Annotated in this window: 15 protein-coding genes; 13 read left to right on the top strand and 2 right to left on the bottom strand. The window is 53.7% G+C overall.

Going from position 1 to position 18,499, the window contains the following annotated elements; all coding sequences use genetic code 11:
- Positions 1-55: 55 nt before the first annotated feature.
- Genes KP708_RS02815 through KP708_RS02785 form a run of 7 tightly spaced genes read left to right on the top strand, consistent with a single transcriptional unit; the run spans position 56 to position 6,751 of the window.
- Complete coding sequence (locus KP708_RS02815; protein ID WP_252347389.1) at positions 56-1,057, top strand: ABC transporter substrate-binding protein; 1,002 nt, start codon at positions 56-58, stop codon at positions 1,055-1,057.
- Positions 1,054-1,851, top strand: coding sequence for an ABC transporter ATP-binding protein (locus tag KP708_RS02810; protein ID WP_215750299.1), 798 nt, complete (start codon positions 1,054-1,056; stop codon positions 1,849-1,851). The genes KP708_RS02815 and KP708_RS02810 overlap by 4 nt, the downstream gene beginning before the upstream one ends.
- The gene (locus KP708_RS02805; RefSeq protein WP_215750298.1) at positions 1,848-2,612 is read left to right on the top strand and encodes an ABC transporter permease; all 765 of its coding nucleotides are present in this window, start codon (positions 1,848-1,850) and stop codon (positions 2,610-2,612) included. The genes KP708_RS02810 and KP708_RS02805 overlap by 4 nt, the downstream gene beginning before the upstream one ends.
- Positions 2,609-3,895, top strand: a complete 1,287-nt coding sequence (locus KP708_RS02800) for a cytosine deaminase (protein ID WP_215750297.1) — start codon at positions 2,609-2,611, stop codon at positions 3,893-3,895. The genes KP708_RS02805 and KP708_RS02800 overlap by 4 nt, the downstream gene beginning before the upstream one ends.
- On the top strand, positions 3,895-5,517 hold the full coding sequence (locus KP708_RS02795; protein WP_215750296.1) for a CocE/NonD family hydrolase: 1,623 nt from the start codon (positions 3,895-3,897) through the stop codon (positions 5,515-5,517). Before KP708_RS02800 ends, KP708_RS02795 begins: the two co-directional genes overlap by 1 nt.
- Before the next feature lie 5 nt (positions 5,518-5,522).
- Positions 5,523-5,948 (top strand): cupin domain-containing protein, encoded by a 426-nt coding sequence (locus KP708_RS02790; RefSeq protein ID WP_202207887.1) that lies wholly within the window; start codon positions 5,523-5,525, stop codon positions 5,946-5,948.
- Complete coding sequence (locus tag KP708_RS02785) at positions 5,945-6,751, top strand: cysteine hydrolase family protein (RefSeq protein WP_215750295.1); 807 nt, start codon at positions 5,945-5,947, stop codon at positions 6,749-6,751. The genes KP708_RS02790 and KP708_RS02785 overlap by 4 nt, the downstream gene beginning before the upstream one ends.
- Positions 6,752-7,180: 429 nt before the next feature.
- Here the strand turns inward: KP708_RS02785 and KP708_RS02780 are convergent, their stop codons facing one another.
- Positions 7,181-9,577, bottom strand: a complete 2,397-nt coding sequence (locus KP708_RS02780) for a TonB-dependent receptor (RefSeq protein WP_215750294.1) — start codon at positions 9,575-9,577, stop codon at positions 7,181-7,183.
- 511 nt (positions 9,578-10,088) lie between these two features.
- Between KP708_RS02780 and KP708_RS02775 the strand changes: the two genes are divergently transcribed.
- On the top strand, positions 10,089-10,997 hold the full coding sequence (locus KP708_RS02775) for a LysR family transcriptional regulator (RefSeq protein ID WP_252347388.1): 909 nt from the start codon (positions 10,089-10,091) through the stop codon (positions 10,995-10,997).
- Here KP708_RS02775 and KP708_RS02770 read toward each other — a convergent pair.
- A complete protein-coding gene (locus tag KP708_RS02770) occupies positions 10,976-12,094 on the bottom strand; it encodes a class I SAM-dependent RNA methyltransferase (protein WP_215750293.1) in 1,119 nt (372 codons plus the stop codon). The genes KP708_RS02775 and KP708_RS02770 overlap by 22 nt on opposite strands.
- Before the next feature lie 259 nt (positions 12,095-12,353).
- Between KP708_RS02770 and KP708_RS02765 the strand changes: the two genes are divergently transcribed.
- The 5 genes from KP708_RS02765 to KP708_RS02745 all read left to right on the top strand — a co-directional run bounded on the left by KP708_RS02765 (position 12,354) and on the right by KP708_RS02745 (position 18,477).
- Positions 12,354-13,376: an aldo/keto reductase gene (locus KP708_RS02765; protein WP_215750292.1), complete on the top strand. Its 1,023-nt coding sequence runs from the start codon at positions 12,354-12,356 to the stop codon at positions 13,374-13,376.
- A gap of 317 nt (positions 13,377-13,693) precedes the next feature.
- Positions 13,694-15,340 (top strand): FGGY-family carbohydrate kinase, encoded by a 1,647-nt coding sequence (locus KP708_RS02760; RefSeq protein ID WP_215750291.1) that lies wholly within the window; start codon positions 13,694-13,696, stop codon positions 15,338-15,340.
- Between the two features lie 71 nt (positions 15,341-15,411).
- Positions 15,412-16,728 (top strand): sugar ABC transporter substrate-binding protein, encoded by a 1,317-nt coding sequence (locus KP708_RS02755; protein ID WP_099213045.1) that lies wholly within the window; start codon positions 15,412-15,414, stop codon positions 16,726-16,728.
- 11 nt (positions 16,729-16,739) lie between these two features.
- Complete coding sequence (locus KP708_RS02750) at positions 16,740-17,648, top strand: carbohydrate ABC transporter permease (RefSeq protein ID WP_046901879.1); 909 nt, start codon at positions 16,740-16,742, stop codon at positions 17,646-17,648.
- Position 17,649: 1 nt separating this feature from the next.
- Positions 17,650-18,477, top strand: coding sequence for a carbohydrate ABC transporter permease (locus tag KP708_RS02745; protein WP_202207895.1), 828 nt, complete (start codon positions 17,650-17,652; stop codon positions 18,475-18,477).
- The last annotated feature ends 22 nt before the right edge of the window (positions 18,478-18,499 follow it).

Here is an 18,499-nt window from a genome sequence, read left to right as displayed (position 1 = left end):
CGGAGACAAAAAAACCGTTACGGTCTAATTATAAATGGACGTTGGGAGGCAGCTCATGACACCTTACAGGCTTGATCGACGCAGTATGCTCCGCGGCATCATGGCTGCGGGCGCGGTGTCTTCCCTGCCCTCTGGGCGAGCAAAAGCGGCATCCAAGCCCCTGAGTCTGCTGACCAACTGGTATGCTCAGGCAGAGCACGGAGGCTACTACCAAGCCTCCGAAGACGGACTGTACAGTGCTCAAAATCTGGATGTTTCAATTCAGATGGGTGGCCCCCAGATGAACATGACCCAGCTTCTGATGGCGGGACAATGTGACATCGCCATCATGCAGGGTGAAGAAGCCATCCGCTGTGCAGTACAGGGCATTCCCGCCGTCGCAATCGCTACGACTTTCCAGAAAGGCGTTGGCGGCGTGATGACCCATCCGGATATTCACGACATTGCCCAACTCAAGGGCCATCCCATTCTGATCAGTTCAGAAGGGCGAGCCAGCTTCTGGGTGTGGCTTAAGAAGCGTTATGGCTTCACGGAAGACCAGGCCCATCCCTACACCTATAATCTCCAGCCCTTCGCTTTCAATCCGCAGATGGCCATGCAGGCCTTTGTTTCCTCGGAGCCCTACGGCGCCAAAAAAGCGGGTATTCCATTCAATTTCTTCCTCCTCGATGACCTGGGCTACGCTGCCTATGGAAACGTGCTGATGGTGTCCCGCAAGACCCTCGAAGAACGTCGCCCCGAACTCCAGAAGTTCATCGCGGCCAGCAGCGAAGGCTGGAAACGCTATATTTTTGGAGAGTCCACCAAGGGGGATGCTGCGATCCGTAAAGCTAATCCGGATATGAGCGCGGACCAACTCGCGTGGTCCCGTCAGAAACTCCGCGACATCAAAGCTCTGGGCGCACCGGGAGCACCCATCATGACAATGAATGATGAGCGCTGGCAGCGCATTCACGACATCCAGCTTTCAGCTCAACTCATTGCAGACAGTCCGAAATGGAAAGATGGGTATACCCTTGATGTCGTCCACAACAGCCTGGCGACTGTCCCCGCATGAGCAGTCCCGTTCTTTCCCTGAGCAGCGTTGAGAAAATTTTCCCCAACGGCGTGCGCGGTCTTTCTCCTGTCGATCTGAGTGTGGAGAAAGGAGATTTCGTTACGCTGATTGGGCCATCTGGATGCGGCAAAAGTACGCTCCTCAAGCTCATCGCCAATCTTCATACCCCGTCGGCTGGCACACTGAACTGGTGGGGCGGCGGCTTCAGGGACGTAGGTCAGAAAGGGCGCCGTATGGCGTTCGTCTTTCAGGACGCAACGCTCATGCCATGGGCCACGATCGTGAAAAATGTGCGCCTTCCGCTTGATTTGGAAAAAGTGGATCGGACAACGGCTGACAAGCGTGCCCATGCCGCTCTTGAACGCGTTGGCCTAGGTCATGTGGCCGATCAATATCCGGCACAACTTTCCGGCGGCATGAAGATGCGCGTTTCCATTGCCCGTGCACTCGTTACTGAACCAGATCTTCTTCTGATGGATGAGCCATTCGGTGCACTGGACGAATTTACCAGAAACCGTCTGGATGAAGAGATGGCTCGTCTTTGCTATGAAGACGGGCTTACCACCCTATTCGTCACACATGCCCTTCATGAGGCTGCATTTCTGTCCAGCCGCGTGATGGTCATGGCGGCTCATCCTGGGCGTATTCATGCTCAATACGAAATAGACCGTGGCATTGTCCGCGACGAAACTTTCCGCCTTTCCGATCAGTTTGCCGGCATCAGCAAAGAATTGGCGATCCTCCTGGAAGATGCCAGTCGGGACAGCATGATTGGTCAGGAGGCGCGGCAATGATGACATCCCGCTCTCTCTCGCTCCTTGCTCCCATCACACTCGGAATCATCATTCTGGCAGCATGGGAAGCGGTTTGTCGCTTCTGGCATATCCCGCCTTACCTGATGCCCTCTCCGTCTGCCATCTGGCGTGCTTTGATGTTGGACGGCGTGTCATTACTCCATGCGTTGCTTATCACTCTGGAAATCACATTTGCGGCGCTCGTTGTGGCCGTCCTCGGGGGTGTTCTGATAGCCTTCCTATTGGTGCAAAGCCCGCTGATCGAACGATGCCTGATGCCTTATGTGGTCATCATGCAGGTGACCCCAATTGTAGCAATTGCGCCGCTGATCATCATCCTGATCCACAATACTCCCCTCGCCCTCACTGCCTGCGCAGCATTAGTAGCGATCTTCCCTGTGATCTCGAACACTCTGCAAGGCCTGCGCAGCGTGGATCCTGATCTTGCGGCTTACTTTCAGATGCACAAAGCCACCCGCCTTCAAATGCTGCTGCGACTGCGAATTCCAAGTGCTCTTCCCATGTTCATGGCGGGCTTGCGCATCGCAACAGGCCTTTCACTTGTTGGCGCCATTGTAGCTGAGTTTGTTGCCGGAACCGGCGGCAATTCGGCTGGCCTGGCGTACCAAATCCTTCAATCCGGCTTTCAGATGGATATTCCCCGGATGTTCGCGGCGCTGTTCCTTATTACAGTCGCAGGCCTCGTCCTGTATGCCGCAGCAGCCAGCCTCCAGCGCTTTGCTCTGAGACATCGCTCATGACTTTTCCAGCTTCTTTCAGCACCGCCCCAGGCGTCCTCCTGAACGCGACTATTCCGGCAAGTCTGCGGCCTTCGTCATTCACTGATGAGTCCATGTGCTACGATATCGCGCTCTCAGATGGGAAGATTTCAGATATTCTACCGGCAGGAAATCTCTCTTCCGTCGGTGAAGCAATCGATCTGAAAGGTCAGATGGTCTGGCCCTGCTTTGCAGATATTCATACCCATCTGGACAAGGCCTTCATCTGGGAGCGTACACCCAATCCTGATGGAACCTTCATGGGGGCCTTGCAAGCCACAACCCAGGATCGAGAAGCGTATTGGACGGACGCAGACGTTGAGCGCCGCATGGAGTTCAGTCTGAACTGTGCCTACGCGCACGGGACAAGCGCCATAAGAACGCACCTGGACACCTTCGGCACGCACGGGAACCGCGTTTGGCCGCTTCTGCGTCGCCTTCAAAAGAAATGGTCCGGGAAAGTTGCTCTGCAAGGCGTCTCCCTGACCATGCCTGAGCGCTACATGGGTGAAGACCGGGACGGCATCGTTAGAAATGTCGCCGAGACAGAGGGGGGCGTTCTGGGAGCCGTCCTGATGAAGCACAACACGACGCCCGAAGCCCTCGAAGTTCTCTTTGGACTGGCCACAGAATATGGGCTCGAACTGGATCTGCATGTCGATGAGAATGGAGAAACAGACGGAACGGCCCTGGAATTGATTGCCAAGACAGCTCTGAAGCTTCGGTTTCGTCAAAAGATCTTATGCGGCCATTGCTGTAGCCTTAGCGTTCAAAGCGAGACGCAACAGACGCACATTATTTCCCTGCTCGGCGAAGCCGGGATTGGCATTGTGAGTCTTCCGCTTTGCAACATGTACCTTCAGGACCGCACCGCAGGGCGCACACCAAGATGGAGAGGTGTAACCTTACTACAGGAACTCGATGCCTCGGGTATCCCAGTCATGCTTGCCAGCGACAATGTCCGAGACCCCTTCTACGCTTACGGGGACTTTGACATGCACGAAATTCTTCAGGGCGGTACGAGGATCGGCCAGTTGGATCATACTCACCGTCCTTGGGCGCAGTCGGTCACAAGCCGTCCGGGATCTTGGATGGGAAGGACCCATCGTCTGGAAAAAGATGCACCAGCCGATCTGATTATCTTTCCAGCTCGTTCCATGAATGAATGGATGAGCCGCTCTCAGGCCGGACGGACAGTTCTCCGAAACGGTCGCATTCTCGAAGAAACTCCCCCTTCATACGAAACTCTGGGAGGTGAAATCTGATGTTCGCGCTGAAATCTCGCCGGACGGAGACAATGCAAACGCGGGATGGCGTTTCACTGATTGCTGATATCTGGGAACCAGAAGGAGACGGCCCCTTCCCCGTTCTTCTGATGCGACAGGCTTACGGTCGCAAGATTGGTACGTCGCTCTGCTACGCACCACCAGAATGGTATGCCAGTCACGGCTATATCGTCATCATGCAGGACGTGCGGGGACGCGGAGATTCTGGCGGTGAGTTTGTCCTGTTCGAGCATGAAGCGACTGACGGCGCAGATACGATCGCCTGGGCTGCATCCTTACCGCGCAGCAATGGTCGCGTGGGGATGTTTGGCTTCTCCTTTCAGGGGAGCAACCAACTTCTGGCGGCCGGAGAAAAACCAGCAGCGCTCAAAGCGGTAGCCCCTGCCATGATCGGCTGGCAGCTGGATCAAGACTGGGCGTATGAAAATGGGGCTTTCCCGATGCGCGCAAATCTTGGTTGGGCGACGCAACTGGCAGCAGAAACCGCAAGGCTTCAGGGAGACTATGAGGCCCAGCAGGCGCTCTTTGCGGCTAGTCGGGGTATGTCTTTCAATGGGCGACAGCCAACTGTGCCTGCCCATGAGGCGCTTCTGGCGAAATATAGCCATTATACCCGCTGGAGGGAGACGCCTCCGGGAGATGCCTACTGGGACAAAATCTCTCCCGCATCGCGGCTGTCCGAAATCGCGGAACTGGCACCCGCAGTTCTACTGATTGGGGGATGGTACGACAGCCATCTTCCGGGCACGCTGGAAGCATATCGTGCTCTGTCCCCGCACATGCCAACACGCTTGATTGTTGGCCCCTGGTCTCACTTTCCTTGGGATCGACATATCGGGGACGTGGACGTCGGCGAGGCTGCCATTACAGATATTGATCAGCAACAGATCGCATTCTTCGATCAATATCTAAAAGCTGCCCCTATACCCGACGCGAACCCAGTACGCCTTTTCGATATGGGCACCTGTTGCTGGCAGGACTTCCCGACACTCTCGACGGGGACAGTTCCAAGCTATCCAGTCGGGACAGGCCGCTCCGCGATTGACACACGCGATGGCATTCTGAGCGCGTCGACAGCGCCTACAGCACCGTCAGAGAGCCTTACTCTCGATCCGTGGCGCCCTTCCGGTCCGTGTGGTGGAAGCTTCGGGTTTCCGGGAGGCCCAGTAGATCGTGCCCGCACTGATGCGCGTTCAGACGTCCTGACATTCACGACGTTCCCGCTCGAATTCGATCAGCTGCTCGCAGGAACGATCACAGGGTGCTTTGAAATCGAGAGTGAATACGCCGGTTTTGACCTTCATGCCTGCGTCTCGCGTATCGATCAGAACGGCAAAGTACACCCTCTCGCAGAAGGATATGCGCTGACTGCCCCTGGTCAGACATCTCTGCCGCTGCGGGGAACATGCGTCACCTTGAAAGCCGGAGAAAGATTGAGACTGTCCCTGTCTCTCTCCTGCTTTCCCGTGTTTCCAATCAACCCCGGCACAGGGGCCAGCCCTATTACCGCCACTCTGGACCAACAACAGGTGACGACAGTTCACTTCAAATGCGGCTCCGGAACCTACCTTCTTCTTCCTTGGATCAAACAGGAAAGATAATTCTCATGCCTTTCGCAAAATGCAGCCCTGATAGCGTTGAAGCCTTCCGGATTGCTCCGGATTCAACCAATTACTTTGCCATTTTGTTTGACAAGACAGCTGGCGATTACGCGTCTATTGCCGTTGTCGAAATTTTTGAACCTGGTGGCGCAACACCGCCCAACACACACACGGATGCGGACGAAATGTTTTTCGTTCTGTCCGGCACAGGCCGCGCCTGGTGTGATGGTCAGAGCTGCGAACTCAAGGCTGGCGACGCGCTTCTGGTCAAGCCGGGATCCGAGCACGTTCTGGAAAACACAGGCAGCAACAAACTCTATACTTTGACAGTGATGACCCCAGACGAAGACTTCGGAAAGCTGATCCGCAGCGGAATTCCAGTCAAGCTTGATGCGGAGGATTTGGCGGTCCTGTGTGGAGGGAGTCAATGAGACGTCTGGGCAGTACACACGTCAACAGTTGGGGGGCCACGACGTCTTCCATCAGCCTTTTACGGCCTGAGCGTCCTTCCCGGCCTGTCAGCGTTCCGTCCCAGCCTCAGGCTCTGACTTTCGATCTCGCTCGTACCGCCATTATCGTGATCGATATGCAGAACGACTTCTGCCATCCTGATGGCTGGTTAGCATCTATTGGTGTCGATATCACGGCGGCCCGTCGTCCGATCAAGCCTCTTCAGTCTCTCCTTCCCGCGCTGCGAGAGCATAATGTCCCTGTAATCTGGCTGAACTGGGGAAATCGGCCAGATAAGCTCAACCTTCCTCCTTCTATCCTGCATGTTTATGACCCCGCAGGTGAAGACAAGGGCATCGGAGCGGCTATAGGTTCTGCAGATCGCAAAGTTCTGGAAGATGGCAGCTGGAATGCTGCGATCGTTAACGAACTCGCGGTGTATCCGGAAGATATTCACGTTTCCAAGTATCGAATGAGTGGATTTTGGGACACCCCCCTCGAAGGCATCCTCAAGAACCTACGCGTGGACACATTGCTTTTCTCCGGGGTGAACAGCGATCAGTGCGTTCTGAGCACGCTGACAGATGCAGCCTGCCTCGGATACGACTGCATCTTTTTGGACGATTGCTCCGCAACGACCTCTCCTGAGTTCTGCCAAGAGGCAACAGTTTATAACGTTCGCCAGTGCTATGGATTTGTAGCATCAGGCTCAGATCTCACAAAACGTCTTACTAGCTACACACGAAATGAGCGGCTTTCAGAATTAAAGACATCCGAAAGCTGACCATGTCAAATGTCATTGGAGTATATGTAATTAATACATTCCAGTGACATTATTAGAGACTATTAATATTAAATTGTTATAATTATCTATCTACGGAATATTTTACTTTCTTTTTTCTAATGTTATGAGAGTGGGTTACCTATATTAAATTTTTTGAAAGAGAAGATGACATGTCTGTAGTTCTTCTCTTCAAAACTTCATGACAGGCCCGTCATTGAAGGCCCCTACGCTTAGATTAAGCCTATGTCGTCAGCCACCAATTCAAGATGCTTTACAATCCCTCTGATTAATTAGAGCAAAGAGAATTATATTTGACTGCAGCTTAATTCGAACGGCGTCAGCCGCTCCTGAACCTGCTGGAAAGACATCACCATAAAAAAAGCCCTCAGAACATTATGTTCTGAGGGCTTCGTGGGGCCGGAAGAGAAATCAGAACCCTGTAGAAATCGTTCCCGTCATGCTGAAACGCGGTTCAACGTAGAACTGAGCACTAGACCCAGCGCCTGAAAGATTCCCATTCATCAGCCGGACGGCAGAAGCGTTGGTACCTACACCAACCACGCCTGTCCGAACAATCGAACCTGTTAGGTTGGTGAAGTTCAAACGAATGGTGGGAGACTTTGCATACCAAACTGGCTTGAAATGATAACCCAGAGATAGTGTGTTCGTTACGTATCCCGGAATACGCTGATCGCCTGCAATCGAAACGGACTGCGGACCTGTGTAATGAACCGTTGCGTTAGCGAAGAAGCCTTTATTCACATAGGTCAGGCCGAAGTTTGCCATAACATGCGGTGACAGAGGTGCCTGCGTGCCCTTTGTTCTGAAGGCGGTCAGGTTCCCACTTGCATCGGACGCGGCAATATTCGTGTCCATTCGCGCGTTAAGGTATTCGAACGAAACATACGGGCTGAAACCATAGATCGGCTGCGTGGAGAACATGGCATCAAAACCACGCGCAGTCTGGTTGCCTGCATTAACTACACCCGACTGATTATTGCCCAGGTACGTGCTCAGGAGACGGTTCGTAATGTTATAGTTGAAGAGATCAAGATCAACGATAACGTACTTATCATTATACCGATATCCAAGCTCTTCCTTGATGGAATACTGGTTCTTGGGCAGCTTTCCAGTGAGGGTAGTGTTCCCAAGAGCCGATGCAGAAGGCTGACGGAAGTCACCCTCAGCATTGATGTAAACCTGATGGTGCTCGTTGAAATGATAACTGACGGACAGGTGCGGCAGAGGTGCCGTCAGGTTCTGGCCCATTTGCTTGTGTGCCGGATATGTCGTGTACCAGACATTGGACATCACATATTTGAAACCACCATTGACCAGCAGACGGTCATGAAAATATTTCGCTGTATCCTGAAGAAAGAGGGAGTGAATTTCATAACCAGTGGTGTTGCCGAAATACGAGCGGGAACCACCAGAATAGACTTGATAGGTTGAATCGTTCGGGCTCGGGTTGGAACCATCAGCCTTCGTCACGCTAACAGGAAAGTGCTGAGTATAATCCTGGTTTTCGTACCAGTACCCGAGCTCAAAATGGTTATGCTTGTCGATATCATAGCCCAGCTTGGCTGTAGCACCGACGTCAAGAGCTCCATTCTCTTGGAAATAGCTTGTTAGCGGCGTACCAGCAGCAATGGTCTGACCAGACTTAAATGTTGTTGTACCATTGGCAAAGCCACCTGACGAACCATCCCATCCCTGGCCCCAGTTATAATACGGACGCAGATCGAACTGGAGCTTATCTGTAAGGACGATATGAATTGGAGCGCTCAGAAAGAGCTGGTTCCAATGATCGATATTGTTTTTCCAGTAGTCGTTTCCAGTTGCATCAAATCCAGCCTTACGACCGTATCCCTCACCTGTGTCCTTATACTTATGGAACTGTGCAGCAGTGGGATACCGATCAATTGTGAAGTCTTCGAAGTTCCAAGACATGAAGAGCTTCGCAAACGAACCATTCTCCCAGTCCTTGCGAATACCGAAATCAAGATGACGGCGCTCGTTGATACCCGCCCCCATCCATGAACGAGCATGTGTATTCGAAAACGACAGGTAGCTACGAATGCCGCTCTTGCCGATATCACCGGTCTCTAAGCGCATGAATTCGCGAGACAGGTTATTCGTGCCGTACGAAAAATCCATCAAGCCGCCGAATGTATGCGACGGATCATGAGATACTTCGTTCATGACGCCCGCGGCAGCAGACGTGGCGGGCAGATCAACGGCGGACGAACCCGGCGTGAGGCTGACACTATCCAGATTTTCTGAATCAATGTCTTCGGCCATATAAGCCGCACTGGCTGCAGGTGCACCGTCGACCATAAGAGCCATATCAGCATCGGTCAGGCTTCGGCTCTGAATACGCCCACCCTGCATACCAGACGTATCAGGCGTCGAAACGTTCACGCTCGGCAGGTTCTTGATAAGATCAAGTGCTGTGCTTGTCGGGCTTTTAGCCTCGATAAATGCCTTCGTGATTGTCTGGATAGCGTAAGGCGCAGTCTCGACACGCATCATGCCGCCACCCCGGCTTCTGGCCAGGCGGGACGTGGACACTGTGACGTGTTCATCCCCCGTCGAGTTGATCGATGCCGGGCGACGCATTTTTGGATGAGCAGGAACAGCTGTAATCTCAGCTTTTTGACCCGCCACAGCCTGCGAGTGATGCGCATGAGCTTTATGGTGGACAGCGGCGTTACTCGAAGCTGCCTGCGCGGAAGCAGCAAGAGACGACGAACCAAAGCCAGCCAAACACGTTACAAGAAGAAGTGCCTTCCTGGACGAGTGTTTTTCAAATCGGTACGGACACATAACCTTTTGGCTTCTCCTGCTGCAAAACGATTTTCGTTCCTGCCAGGACCTGATCTCTTGTGCAGAAGAGATCCTTTCCCATAACGAAAACGTAACATAATCGAGCGCTACCTCAGAAGGCGAATAATTGCCTCGCACCGACATCAAAAATAGGACACAAGGCAGATCCCGAGCATTTGATGTGTCTTTTACACACGCCTTCACATGTTTTGCAACATTCTCCCGATAGATCATACCTTGCTCTTCTATTTTTAAAATATATGTTTTATTTCAATTCCTTATAGGAATTTTTAGCTCTAAAATTTTTACTGTTTTTCGCATCACATGTGTGCTGATCACAATCATAATGGCGGCATAAGGCGAACGGTTCCCAAGGTGTGTTCTTAATGCAACACGTTCTCTTCCAATTACGAAAACTGTCGCTACCAGAGGTGTTAGAGATGTTTTCCATCTTTCCTTGAAAGATCTTCGGAACGTTCTTAGTCTGCATCTTTTCGGTGCGAAAACTACGATGCTCCATAGCCGCCTTCTCATCTATCTGGATACGGTTGCCCGCTGCGGATCCATCCGAAAGGCAGGCGAACAGCTAAACGTTGCCTCAACTGCGATTAATCGGCAGATCCTGACGCTGGAAGATAATCTGGGCACTCCCATATTCCAGAGACTTCCCCGCAAACTGGTTTTGACGGCTGCGGGAGAAATCCTGCTTGCTCACGTCCGCGAGACGCTCAAAAACATGAACCTCACGCGGCAAGTTTTGGAAGATCTGAAAGGTCTCAAACGCGGGGAATTTTCTATCGCTACGATGGTAGGTCCCATCTCGACCTTTTTGCCGCTTGCTCTGGCTGATTTTCACAACACACATCAAAACGTGCGGATCCATGTCAGCACCTACGGCACGCATGATCTCGTCGAGACTGTCAAAAATGGGCAGGCCGATATTGGCATCGGGTTTGATATTCCTGTGGACAACAGCCTCGTTGTACAGACGTCGCGCACGGTTCCCCTAGGCGTGGTGATGAGCGTCCATCACCCCCTCGCCCATCAGGAATCCATTACCCTCGAAGAATGCAACGCGTGGCCACTAACCGTAGCTGACGCCAGCATGGCTATTCGACCCCACCTCGAAGATCTCTATGCAGCTCGAAATCTGATCTTGACGCCGGCCATCGAGACCAACTCGATTGAGCTAATGCGCCAGATGGCTCTTTCCCCTGGAAATATCACTTTCCTGACACCCTTGGACATCATTCAGGAGAAAGCCGAAGGAAAGCTCAAGTTCCTGTCTCTCAACGAGCACGGGACCCAACCCCAGACCCTCTCAATCGTGGCGCGGTCAAAGATTTCCAATCCATTCACCGCGCTCTTCATTGAACGGGTAGAGTACTTTCTCCAAGATTACACGAGCGCTTCTGTCTGAAAAAGAAACACTTTCAAACCACCATGCGGAATGGGAGCCCCGGTGGGGAGAAACGGAAGCCCAGTTGCGTGGGCCAGTGAAATTTCCGTCGTTAGAATACCCACACGCCATCCCTTAAAGTGTTCTTTAAGTCTTTGCCCCAGAGCACGATACAGCGCAGAAAGCTTCGCCTTATCGCCGATACGTGTCCCATAAGGAGGATTTAGAATAACCAATCCGGGGGCACTTCCATCAGGCGGGCTGATTTCACTGATTGTGGCCTGACGAAACTCCGTGCACTCCGCAACCCCAGCCCGCAAAGCATTAGCCTCGCTCATGGCAATCGCACCGGCATCCCTGTCACTTCCGTAAAAGCAGAAACCGGGTGTACGCTCACTTTTAACGGAGCGCATTGTCTGCCACGCAGCTTCGTCATACGTCGTGAGTTGCTCAAAGGCGAAGTGTCTTGAGCGCCCAGGATTGAGGCGAGACGCGATCTCGGCAGCCTCAATCACGAAGGTCCCGGAACCGCACATGGGGTCCACCACCGTTTCCTGACCGTCGTAACCACATTTTCTCAAGAAAAGCGAAGCCAGGGTTTCTCGCATGGGAGCGCGATTGACCGCCTCTTTATGCCCGCGCCTGTGCAGAAGATCCCCCGACGTATCGACACTGACTGTACAGAAATTCTGATCAATTCTGACACGTAGAACTACATCAGCATCAGCTTCAGCAGATGCACCCAAGATTTCCGTCACAACCTTGGAAATCCGCTCTGCCGCCGCACCGCTATGATAGATCCGTGAAGACGAACAGGAGACGTCCACCTTGAACGGAACATCCGGACGCAGCACTTCCGACCACTTAATCTCCCGTGCGCGTTTTTCAAGTTGAGACAGATACTCCGCCTTGAACTGCGCCACGCGTGCCAGTACCCGACTAGCTCCCCGGATCCAGAGATTGGCTCGCCAGACTTCAGGCCACCCTCCTCGCAGTGTCACCCCGCCGTGTACGACTTTTGGCTGGCGAAAGCCCTTCATCCGGACTTCGGAGCAAAGGGTTTCTTCCAGTCCCGGAGGAGCAGCAAGAAAGATCTCAAAGTGCCTGTTATTCGTCATGGGCCCTGAATGGCAGGAAGAGCGCCAAACAGCAATCGCCAGTTCCGCATTCCAGCTAACAGCAAAAACCGAAGCATTAAAAACCACTCCAACAGTTTAACCTTCCCGGCAATAAAATTTCTGTGCTGACGCGAACGAGCCCTTCATCACAACGTAAACTGCAGATGTTCGGAAGCCCCCTGATGATCTCCTGTGACCAGCGGCCTTTCCCCATCACGATCCCACGTGCAGCACGATCATCCCATCAGGAGGAGCGACCATGAACCCTTCAGAGCGTCGTAAATTCGGACGAAAAGACTTTAGCGTTACAGCTTTTGCCTTCGGCACTGCCCCTCTGGGGAATTTTCTTCAGGAGGTTGGAGATCAGGAGGCAGATGAGATGATCCAACAGGCTTGGAGTGCTGGCATTCGCCTCTATGACACGTCCCCCATGTATGGCCATGGGCTGGCAGAGCTCAGGCTCGGGCACTCCCTCCGTTGGAAAAACAGAGATGATTTCGTCGTCATGACAAAAGTTGGGCGAACGCTGCATTCTGCTCGCAGGACCGAGATTGACTTTGCTCCGTGGGTTAATGCCGCCCCCAACAAAATGACCTTTGACTACAGCTACGACGGAACGATGCGAGCTTTTGAAGACTCCCTTCAAAGGCTCGCGCTCGAGCACATCGATGTCGCTTTCATCCACGATATCGACCAATTTACGCATGGTCCCGATCAGCCAGAAGCCTTTCGACAGGCAATGGACGGGAGTTGGCGCGCTTTGGAAAAACTTCGATCAGAAGGTGTCGTCAAAGCCGTCGGTGTTGGTGTGAATGAATGGGAAGTCTGCCATGCCGCTCTTCAGCAACGTGATTTCGACTGCTTCCTTCTGGCAGGTCGATACACTTTGCTGGAACAGGACGCGCTGAACGAGTTCCTACCTCTCTGTGAACAGCGAGGCGCCACCCTTATTGTTGGCGGAGGTTTCAATTCAGGAATTCTGGCAACAGGAGCGGTTCCGGGTGCGAAGTACAATTATTCCCCTGCCCCCGGACACATCCTGGATCGCGTCAAGAAAATTGAGGCAGTCTGCGACGATTATGACGTTTCACTCCCTGCCGCCGCACTTCAGTTTGTGGTGGCACACCCCTCGATTTCTTCGTTTTGCGCGGGCACACGAAATGTGACCCAACTCAAGCAGAACCTGGAGTGGTTTGCTCAGCCCATCCCTGAAGACTTCTGGGCTGAACTCAAGTCAAAAGGCCTGCTTGCAGAACGTGCTCCAGTGCCTGCACTGGCTTAATCCTAATATCGGTCTGCTCAGGATTTTTCCTGGCGTTCCCGGAGGATCCTGAGCGTTAAAACATCATCTTTTAGCGAGACCGACCTTTGGTTGATGAAAATCCCATCTCGTATGCTGGACAGTGAAAATGATATATGTAACATGAATAACGTTATATGTTGTTGTGTGGCCGTTATTCCTGCCTAAAGAAGCACACCTCAGATTTATTGAACGTAACATTCCAGAATGTTCGCTTTGAGATTTGACGGTCCTTCTTTCTGGGTTATCCCCACCCAACAGCGTGTTTTATGTGTGTTTGTCAGCTTTAGGTGTGCTGTATGGATCTGGTTCTTGGAATTGATGTTGGGACTGGCAGTGCACGCGCTGGCATTTTCACCCTGACCGGGCAGAAAATGGCCTCTGCGGTGCAGCCAACCAGAACGTGGTCACCGGCCCCGGATTTTGCACAGCAGTCGTCCGAAAATATCTGGGCTGCGGTCTGTACAGCCACCCGCACTGCGCTCGCGACACTCACTGAACCTTTCCGCATCATCGGGATCGGATTTGATGCCACCTGTTCCCTTGTCGTACTTGATACGAACGGCAAGCCGCTCTCGGTGGACCCGCAAGGTGCACCAGAGCAGGACATTATTCTTTGGGCCGATCACCGTGCATTGAGAGAAACTGCCGAAATCAACAACGGAGGGTACGATGTCCTGCGCTATGTCGGGGGAAAAATTTCTCCGGAAATGGAGACGCCGAAGCTCCTGTGGCTGAAACGTAACCTTCCCGACATTTTCGCCAGAGCCGGCCATTTCTTTGACCTCCCCGACTTCCTGACCTGGCGCGCAACCGGATACCTGTCCCGTTCAGCCTGCTCAACAGCTTGCAAATGGACCTATCTGGCTCATGAAGACAGATGGGATGACACATATTTCAAGGCTATCGGTCTGGAAGACCTCACGGCTGACAACTACGCCCGGATCGGCAATGATATTCGCCCGCTTGGGGGTGTCGTCGGGGATGGTTTGAGCCCTCAGGCCGCGGCGGAGCTAGGGTTAGAAGTTGGTATTCCCGTTGGTGTTTCAGCAATTGATGCTCATGCTGGTGGGCTTGGCATTCTGGGTATCGAAGCGGAAGGCACAATTTCTGATGCCGTTCTTGAGCGCTCAATATCTTTAATTTGTGGCACATCCAGCTGCCATATGGCGGCGTCAAAGGAGGCCCGTTTCGTGCCCGGAGTATGGGGGCCTTACTGGAACGCCATGGTCCCGGATATGTGGCTGAATGAAGCAGGTCAGTCAGCAACCGGAGCGCTGATTGATTTCGTGATTTCTCATCATGCGGCGGGGCCTGAGCTCAAGCGGCAGGCTGAGCAATCAGGCAGTAATATCTATGCCCTCCTCAATACCCGGATTGAAGAGCTGGAAGCCCGGAAACTGCCAGGAAGCAGTACAGCCAATCTTCACCTACTACCAGATTTCCATGGTAATCGTTCTCCCCATGCAGACCCGGATCTGAAGGGCGTTATCAGCGGCCTCGCCCTGTCAGCGACGCCGGATGATCTCGCCAGACTCTATCTGGCAACCCTTCAAGGCTTGGCCTACGGCACGAAGGACATCATCGATGCCCTCAATGCCCAAGGCTACCGGATCGACACAATTCTGGCCACGGGAGGAAGCACCAAGAACCCCATCTTCCTGCGTGAACATGCAAATGCCACTGGCTGTCGTATCCTTCTGCCCAAAGAGCCTGATTCTGTTCTTCTCGGGGCAGCAATTCTGGGAGCTGTCGCCAGCGGGCAATATACCACTTTGCGCGCAGCTATGGCTCAGATGAGCCACGCCGGCAGCGAAATTCTACCAGATGCAAAGACCCATACCTATCACACAGCCAAGCGGTCGATCTGCCACGATATGCTCGCCAGCCAGCTCGCATGGCGTCAGCAAATGCAGGACGCTTTGGAAAAAACGTCCGCTCACTGATCTCCCTCCCGAAAACCCAAGCTGTCGTCCGTAATCCCGTTCACAGCTCTTTTTTCAAAGGTCTGAGTTCTATGTCCCGTCTGAAAACAGCCTGCACCCTTGCAGTTCTCTTGAGCGGTTCAGTTCTTTCTACTGCGCAAGCCGCAGGCACCCTGACAATCGCAACCGTGAACAACGGGGACATGATCGTCATGCGTCAGCTGTCGCAGGAGTTTGAAAAAGCGCATCCCGATATTCATCTCAACTGGGTCACTCTCGAAGAGAACGTTCTGCGCCAGCGCGTCACAACCGACATTGCCATGAAAACCGGTCAGTTCGACGTTGTGACGATCGGGAATTACGAAGTGCCCATCTGGGCGAAACAGGGCTGGCTCACAGAAATCAAGCCGGACGCCGCGTACGACATCAACGATGTGCTGCCATCGGTTCGGGAGGCCCTGACATCAGACGGCAAGCTTTACGCTCTGCCCTTCTATGCCGAGAGCGTGATGACCTATTACCGCAAGGATCTGTTTCAGAAAGCCGGTCTGACGATGCCAGACGCCCCCACCTACGATCAGATCCGGCAGTTCGCCGACAAGATCACAGACAAGTCAGGACAGGTCTATGGCATCTGTCTTCGTGGCAAGCCTGGCTGGGGTGAGAACATGGCCTATGTCTCATCACTGGCGAACACATACGGTGCTCAGTGGTTCGACATGTCCTGGAAGCCAATGCTGACGTCAGACGCATGGAAAAAAGCTCTGACATGGTATGTCTCGGCGCTGAAGGAAGACGGCCCACCGGGCGTCACATCCAACGGCTTCAATGAAAATCTGGCACTCTTCGCGAGCGGACATTGCGGCATCTGGATTGACTCCACCGTTGCCGGCGGCCTCCTGTTCGATCCGAAGCAGTCTCAGGTAGCCGACAAGGTCGGCTTCGCGTCGGCCCCCAAAGGCCCCTACGGCAAGGGGCCAACATGGCTGTGGAGCTGGAGCCTTGCCGTTCCCGTCAGTTCCCATCAGGGCACGGACGCCCAGACCTTCATCACATGGGCAACCTCCAAGGAATACGTGAAGCTGGTTGCGGACCGAAAGGGATGGGTTGCCGTTCCCGCTGGAACCCGCGCCTCGACATATGCTGCCCCCGAGTACCAGAAAGCTGCCCCGTTTGCGTCGTTCGTTCTGAACGCGATCAAGACTGCCGACCCGAGTGGACAAACAGCAGAACCGCGCCCCTATACCGGAGCACAGTTTGTCGGAATTCCTGAATTCCAGGCGGTTGGTACTCAGGTCGGACAGACGGTCGCCGCGACCCTTTCCGGGCAGATGACCGTGGATCAGGCACTGACTGCCGCACAATCTTCTGTCACCCGTTCGCTGCGCCAGTCCGGCCGCGCCAAGTAAGGCAGAGTGCCATGCAGGCAGTTCTAGAACACAGCCCCCCAAAAGGGGCATCAGAACGCAAGGGCAAGCGAACGGGGCTTCTGCTCCTCTCGCCTGCCGTTCTGATCCTTCTCGTCTGGTCTCTCGTCCCATTGGCAATGACGCTGTGGTACTCGCTGATCAACTACAATCTGATTGACCCGACACTTCACGGCTTCGCTGGCTTCAGCAACTACTGGTACCTTCTGACTGATCCGGATTTTCTGTACTCCCTGTTGCATACAGTCATTCTGGTCGTTGGCGTCCTGATCATCAGCGTAGGTGGTGGTACGCTTCTGGCCATCCTTTACGATCAGGAGTTTTTCGGGCGCGGCATTGCACGTGTTCTGGTCATTTCTCCGTTCTTCGTCATGCCGACAGTGTCTGCCCTGCTGTGGAAGAACCTGATGCTGCACCCGATCTATGGCGTTTATTCCGCCATGATGCGGGCTGTCGGTTTAACGCCAATTGACTGGCTTGCCCGGTTCCCGCTCCTGACAGTCATGATGATCGTCAGCTGGGAATGGTTGCCATTTGCCGTCCTCATTCTCCTCACAGCCGTCCAGTCACTGGATAGCGAGCAGAAAGAGGCCGCACGGATGGATGGTGCCGGTCCGATCGCTCAGTTCCGTCATATCATTCTCCCTCACCTGAGCCGCGCTATCAGCGTCGTCGTGATGATCGAGACGATTTATCTGCTGACAATCTTTGCGGAGATCTCCGTCACGACGGCAGGCGGCCCTGGAGTGGCATCCACCAACCTGGCGTATCTCATCTACTCCCGCGCATTGCTTCAGTTTGATGTCGGCGGCGCCTCTGCTGGTGGTGTCCTGGCCATCATTATTGCGAATGTCGCTGCGATGTTCCTCGTGCGCTCTGTCGCACGTAACCTGGAGGTGTGAGATGGCGATCAAGACAAAACGCAGTACAAAAATCGCCGTCACCTGTCTGGGCTGGGGTATTGCGCTATGGCTCTTCTTTCCCATTTTCTGGATGATTTTGACAGGCTTCAAGAGCGAAGTTCAGGCGGTCTCAACACCGCCCCAACTGATCTTCGCGCCGACCCTCAGCAGCTACGCGGAAGTGTTCGAGCGCGCAAGTTACTGGCACTTCACCTTCAACACCGTCATCATCTCGGTTGGCGCTACTGTGGGCGCGCTCCTGCTTGCCATTCCGGCGGCATACTCGATGGCCTTCATGCCCTCAAAGCGCACACGCGGGACGTTGCTGTGGATGTTGTCGACACGCATGCTGCCTCCTGTTGGGGTGCTCGTACCAATCTATCTTCTGGCTCGCAGCACTCACCTTCTGGACACCTGCACAGGCCTGGCCATCGTCAACATGCTGACGAACCTGCCCATCATCGTCTGGATGCTGTTTACTTTCTTCCGGGAAGTTCCTGCCCCAATTCTTGAGGCTGGTCGCATGGATGGGGCAACACGCTGGCAGGAAATGACAATGGTCCTGCTTCCCCTTGCCCTGCCAGGGATCGCCTCCACAGCCCTGTTGTCGCTGATCCTGTGTTGGAATGAGGCTTTCTGGTCTCTCAATCTTACCTCCTCCAATGCCGCTCCGCTCACGGCATTCATTGCTTCCTTCTCCTCACCGGAAGGACTGTTTTTCGGCAAGCTATCCGCCGCATCCACACTCGCAGTCGCTCCGATCCTTGTTCTGGGCTGGATCAGCCAGAAACAGCTCGTACGTGGCCTCACCTTTGGAGCCGTCAAATGATGGCTACCCTCGCATTCTCCGT

This window comes from Gluconobacter sp. P5H9_a (assembly GCF_018812085.1).
In the GTDB taxonomy this organism is placed as follows: Bacteria; Pseudomonadota; Alphaproteobacteria; order Acetobacterales; family Acetobacteraceae; genus Gluconobacter.
Note: the sequence above shows the minus strand (reverse complement) of the source record. Positions and strands in the feature narration are given on the sequence as shown.

Coding starts and splice junctions, on each gene's coding strand:
- KP708_RS02780 (WP_215750294.1), bottom strand. CDS start 9,577: ATGTGTCCGTACCGATTTGAAAAACACTCGTCCAGGAAGGCACTTCTT.
- KP708_RS02775 (WP_252347388.1), top strand. CDS start 10,089: ATGCTCCATAGCCGCCTTCTCATCTATCTGGATACGGTTGCCCGCTGC.
- KP708_RS02795 (WP_215750296.1), top strand. CDS start 3,895: ATGTTCGCGCTGAAATCTCGCCGGACGGAGACAATGCAAACGCGGGAT.
- KP708_RS02750 (WP_046901879.1), top strand. CDS start 16,740: ATGCAGGCAGTTCTAGAACACAGCCCCCCAAAAGGGGCATCAGAACGC.
- KP708_RS02770 (WP_215750293.1), bottom strand. CDS start 12,094: ATGACGAATAACAGGCACTTTGAGATCTTTCTTGCTGCTCCTCCGGGA.
- KP708_RS02805 (WP_215750298.1), top strand. CDS start 1,848: ATGATGACATCCCGCTCTCTCTCGCTCCTTGCTCCCATCACACTCGGA.
- KP708_RS02785 (WP_215750295.1), top strand. CDS start 5,945: ATGAGACGTCTGGGCAGTACACACGTCAACAGTTGGGGGGCCACGACG.
- KP708_RS02755 (WP_099213045.1), top strand. CDS start 15,412: ATGTCCCGTCTGAAAACAGCCTGCACCCTTGCAGTTCTCTTGAGCGGT.
- KP708_RS02790 (WP_202207887.1), top strand. CDS start 5,523: ATGCCTTTCGCAAAATGCAGCCCTGATAGCGTTGAAGCCTTCCGGATT.
- KP708_RS02745 (WP_202207895.1), top strand. CDS start 17,650: ATGGCGATCAAGACAAAACGCAGTACAAAAATCGCCGTCACCTGTCTG.
- KP708_RS02815 (WP_252347389.1), top strand. CDS start 56: ATGACACCTTACAGGCTTGATCGACGCAGTATGCTCCGCGGCATCATG.
- KP708_RS02760 (WP_215750291.1), top strand. CDS start 13,694: ATGGATCTGGTTCTTGGAATTGATGTTGGGACTGGCAGTGCACGCGCT.
- KP708_RS02810 (WP_215750299.1), top strand. CDS start 1,054: ATGAGCAGTCCCGTTCTTTCCCTGAGCAGCGTTGAGAAAATTTTCCCC.
- KP708_RS02765 (WP_215750292.1), top strand. CDS start 12,354: ATGAACCCTTCAGAGCGTCGTAAATTCGGACGAAAAGACTTTAGCGTT.
- KP708_RS02800 (WP_215750297.1), top strand. CDS start 2,609: ATGACTTTTCCAGCTTCTTTCAGCACCGCCCCAGGCGTCCTCCTGAAC.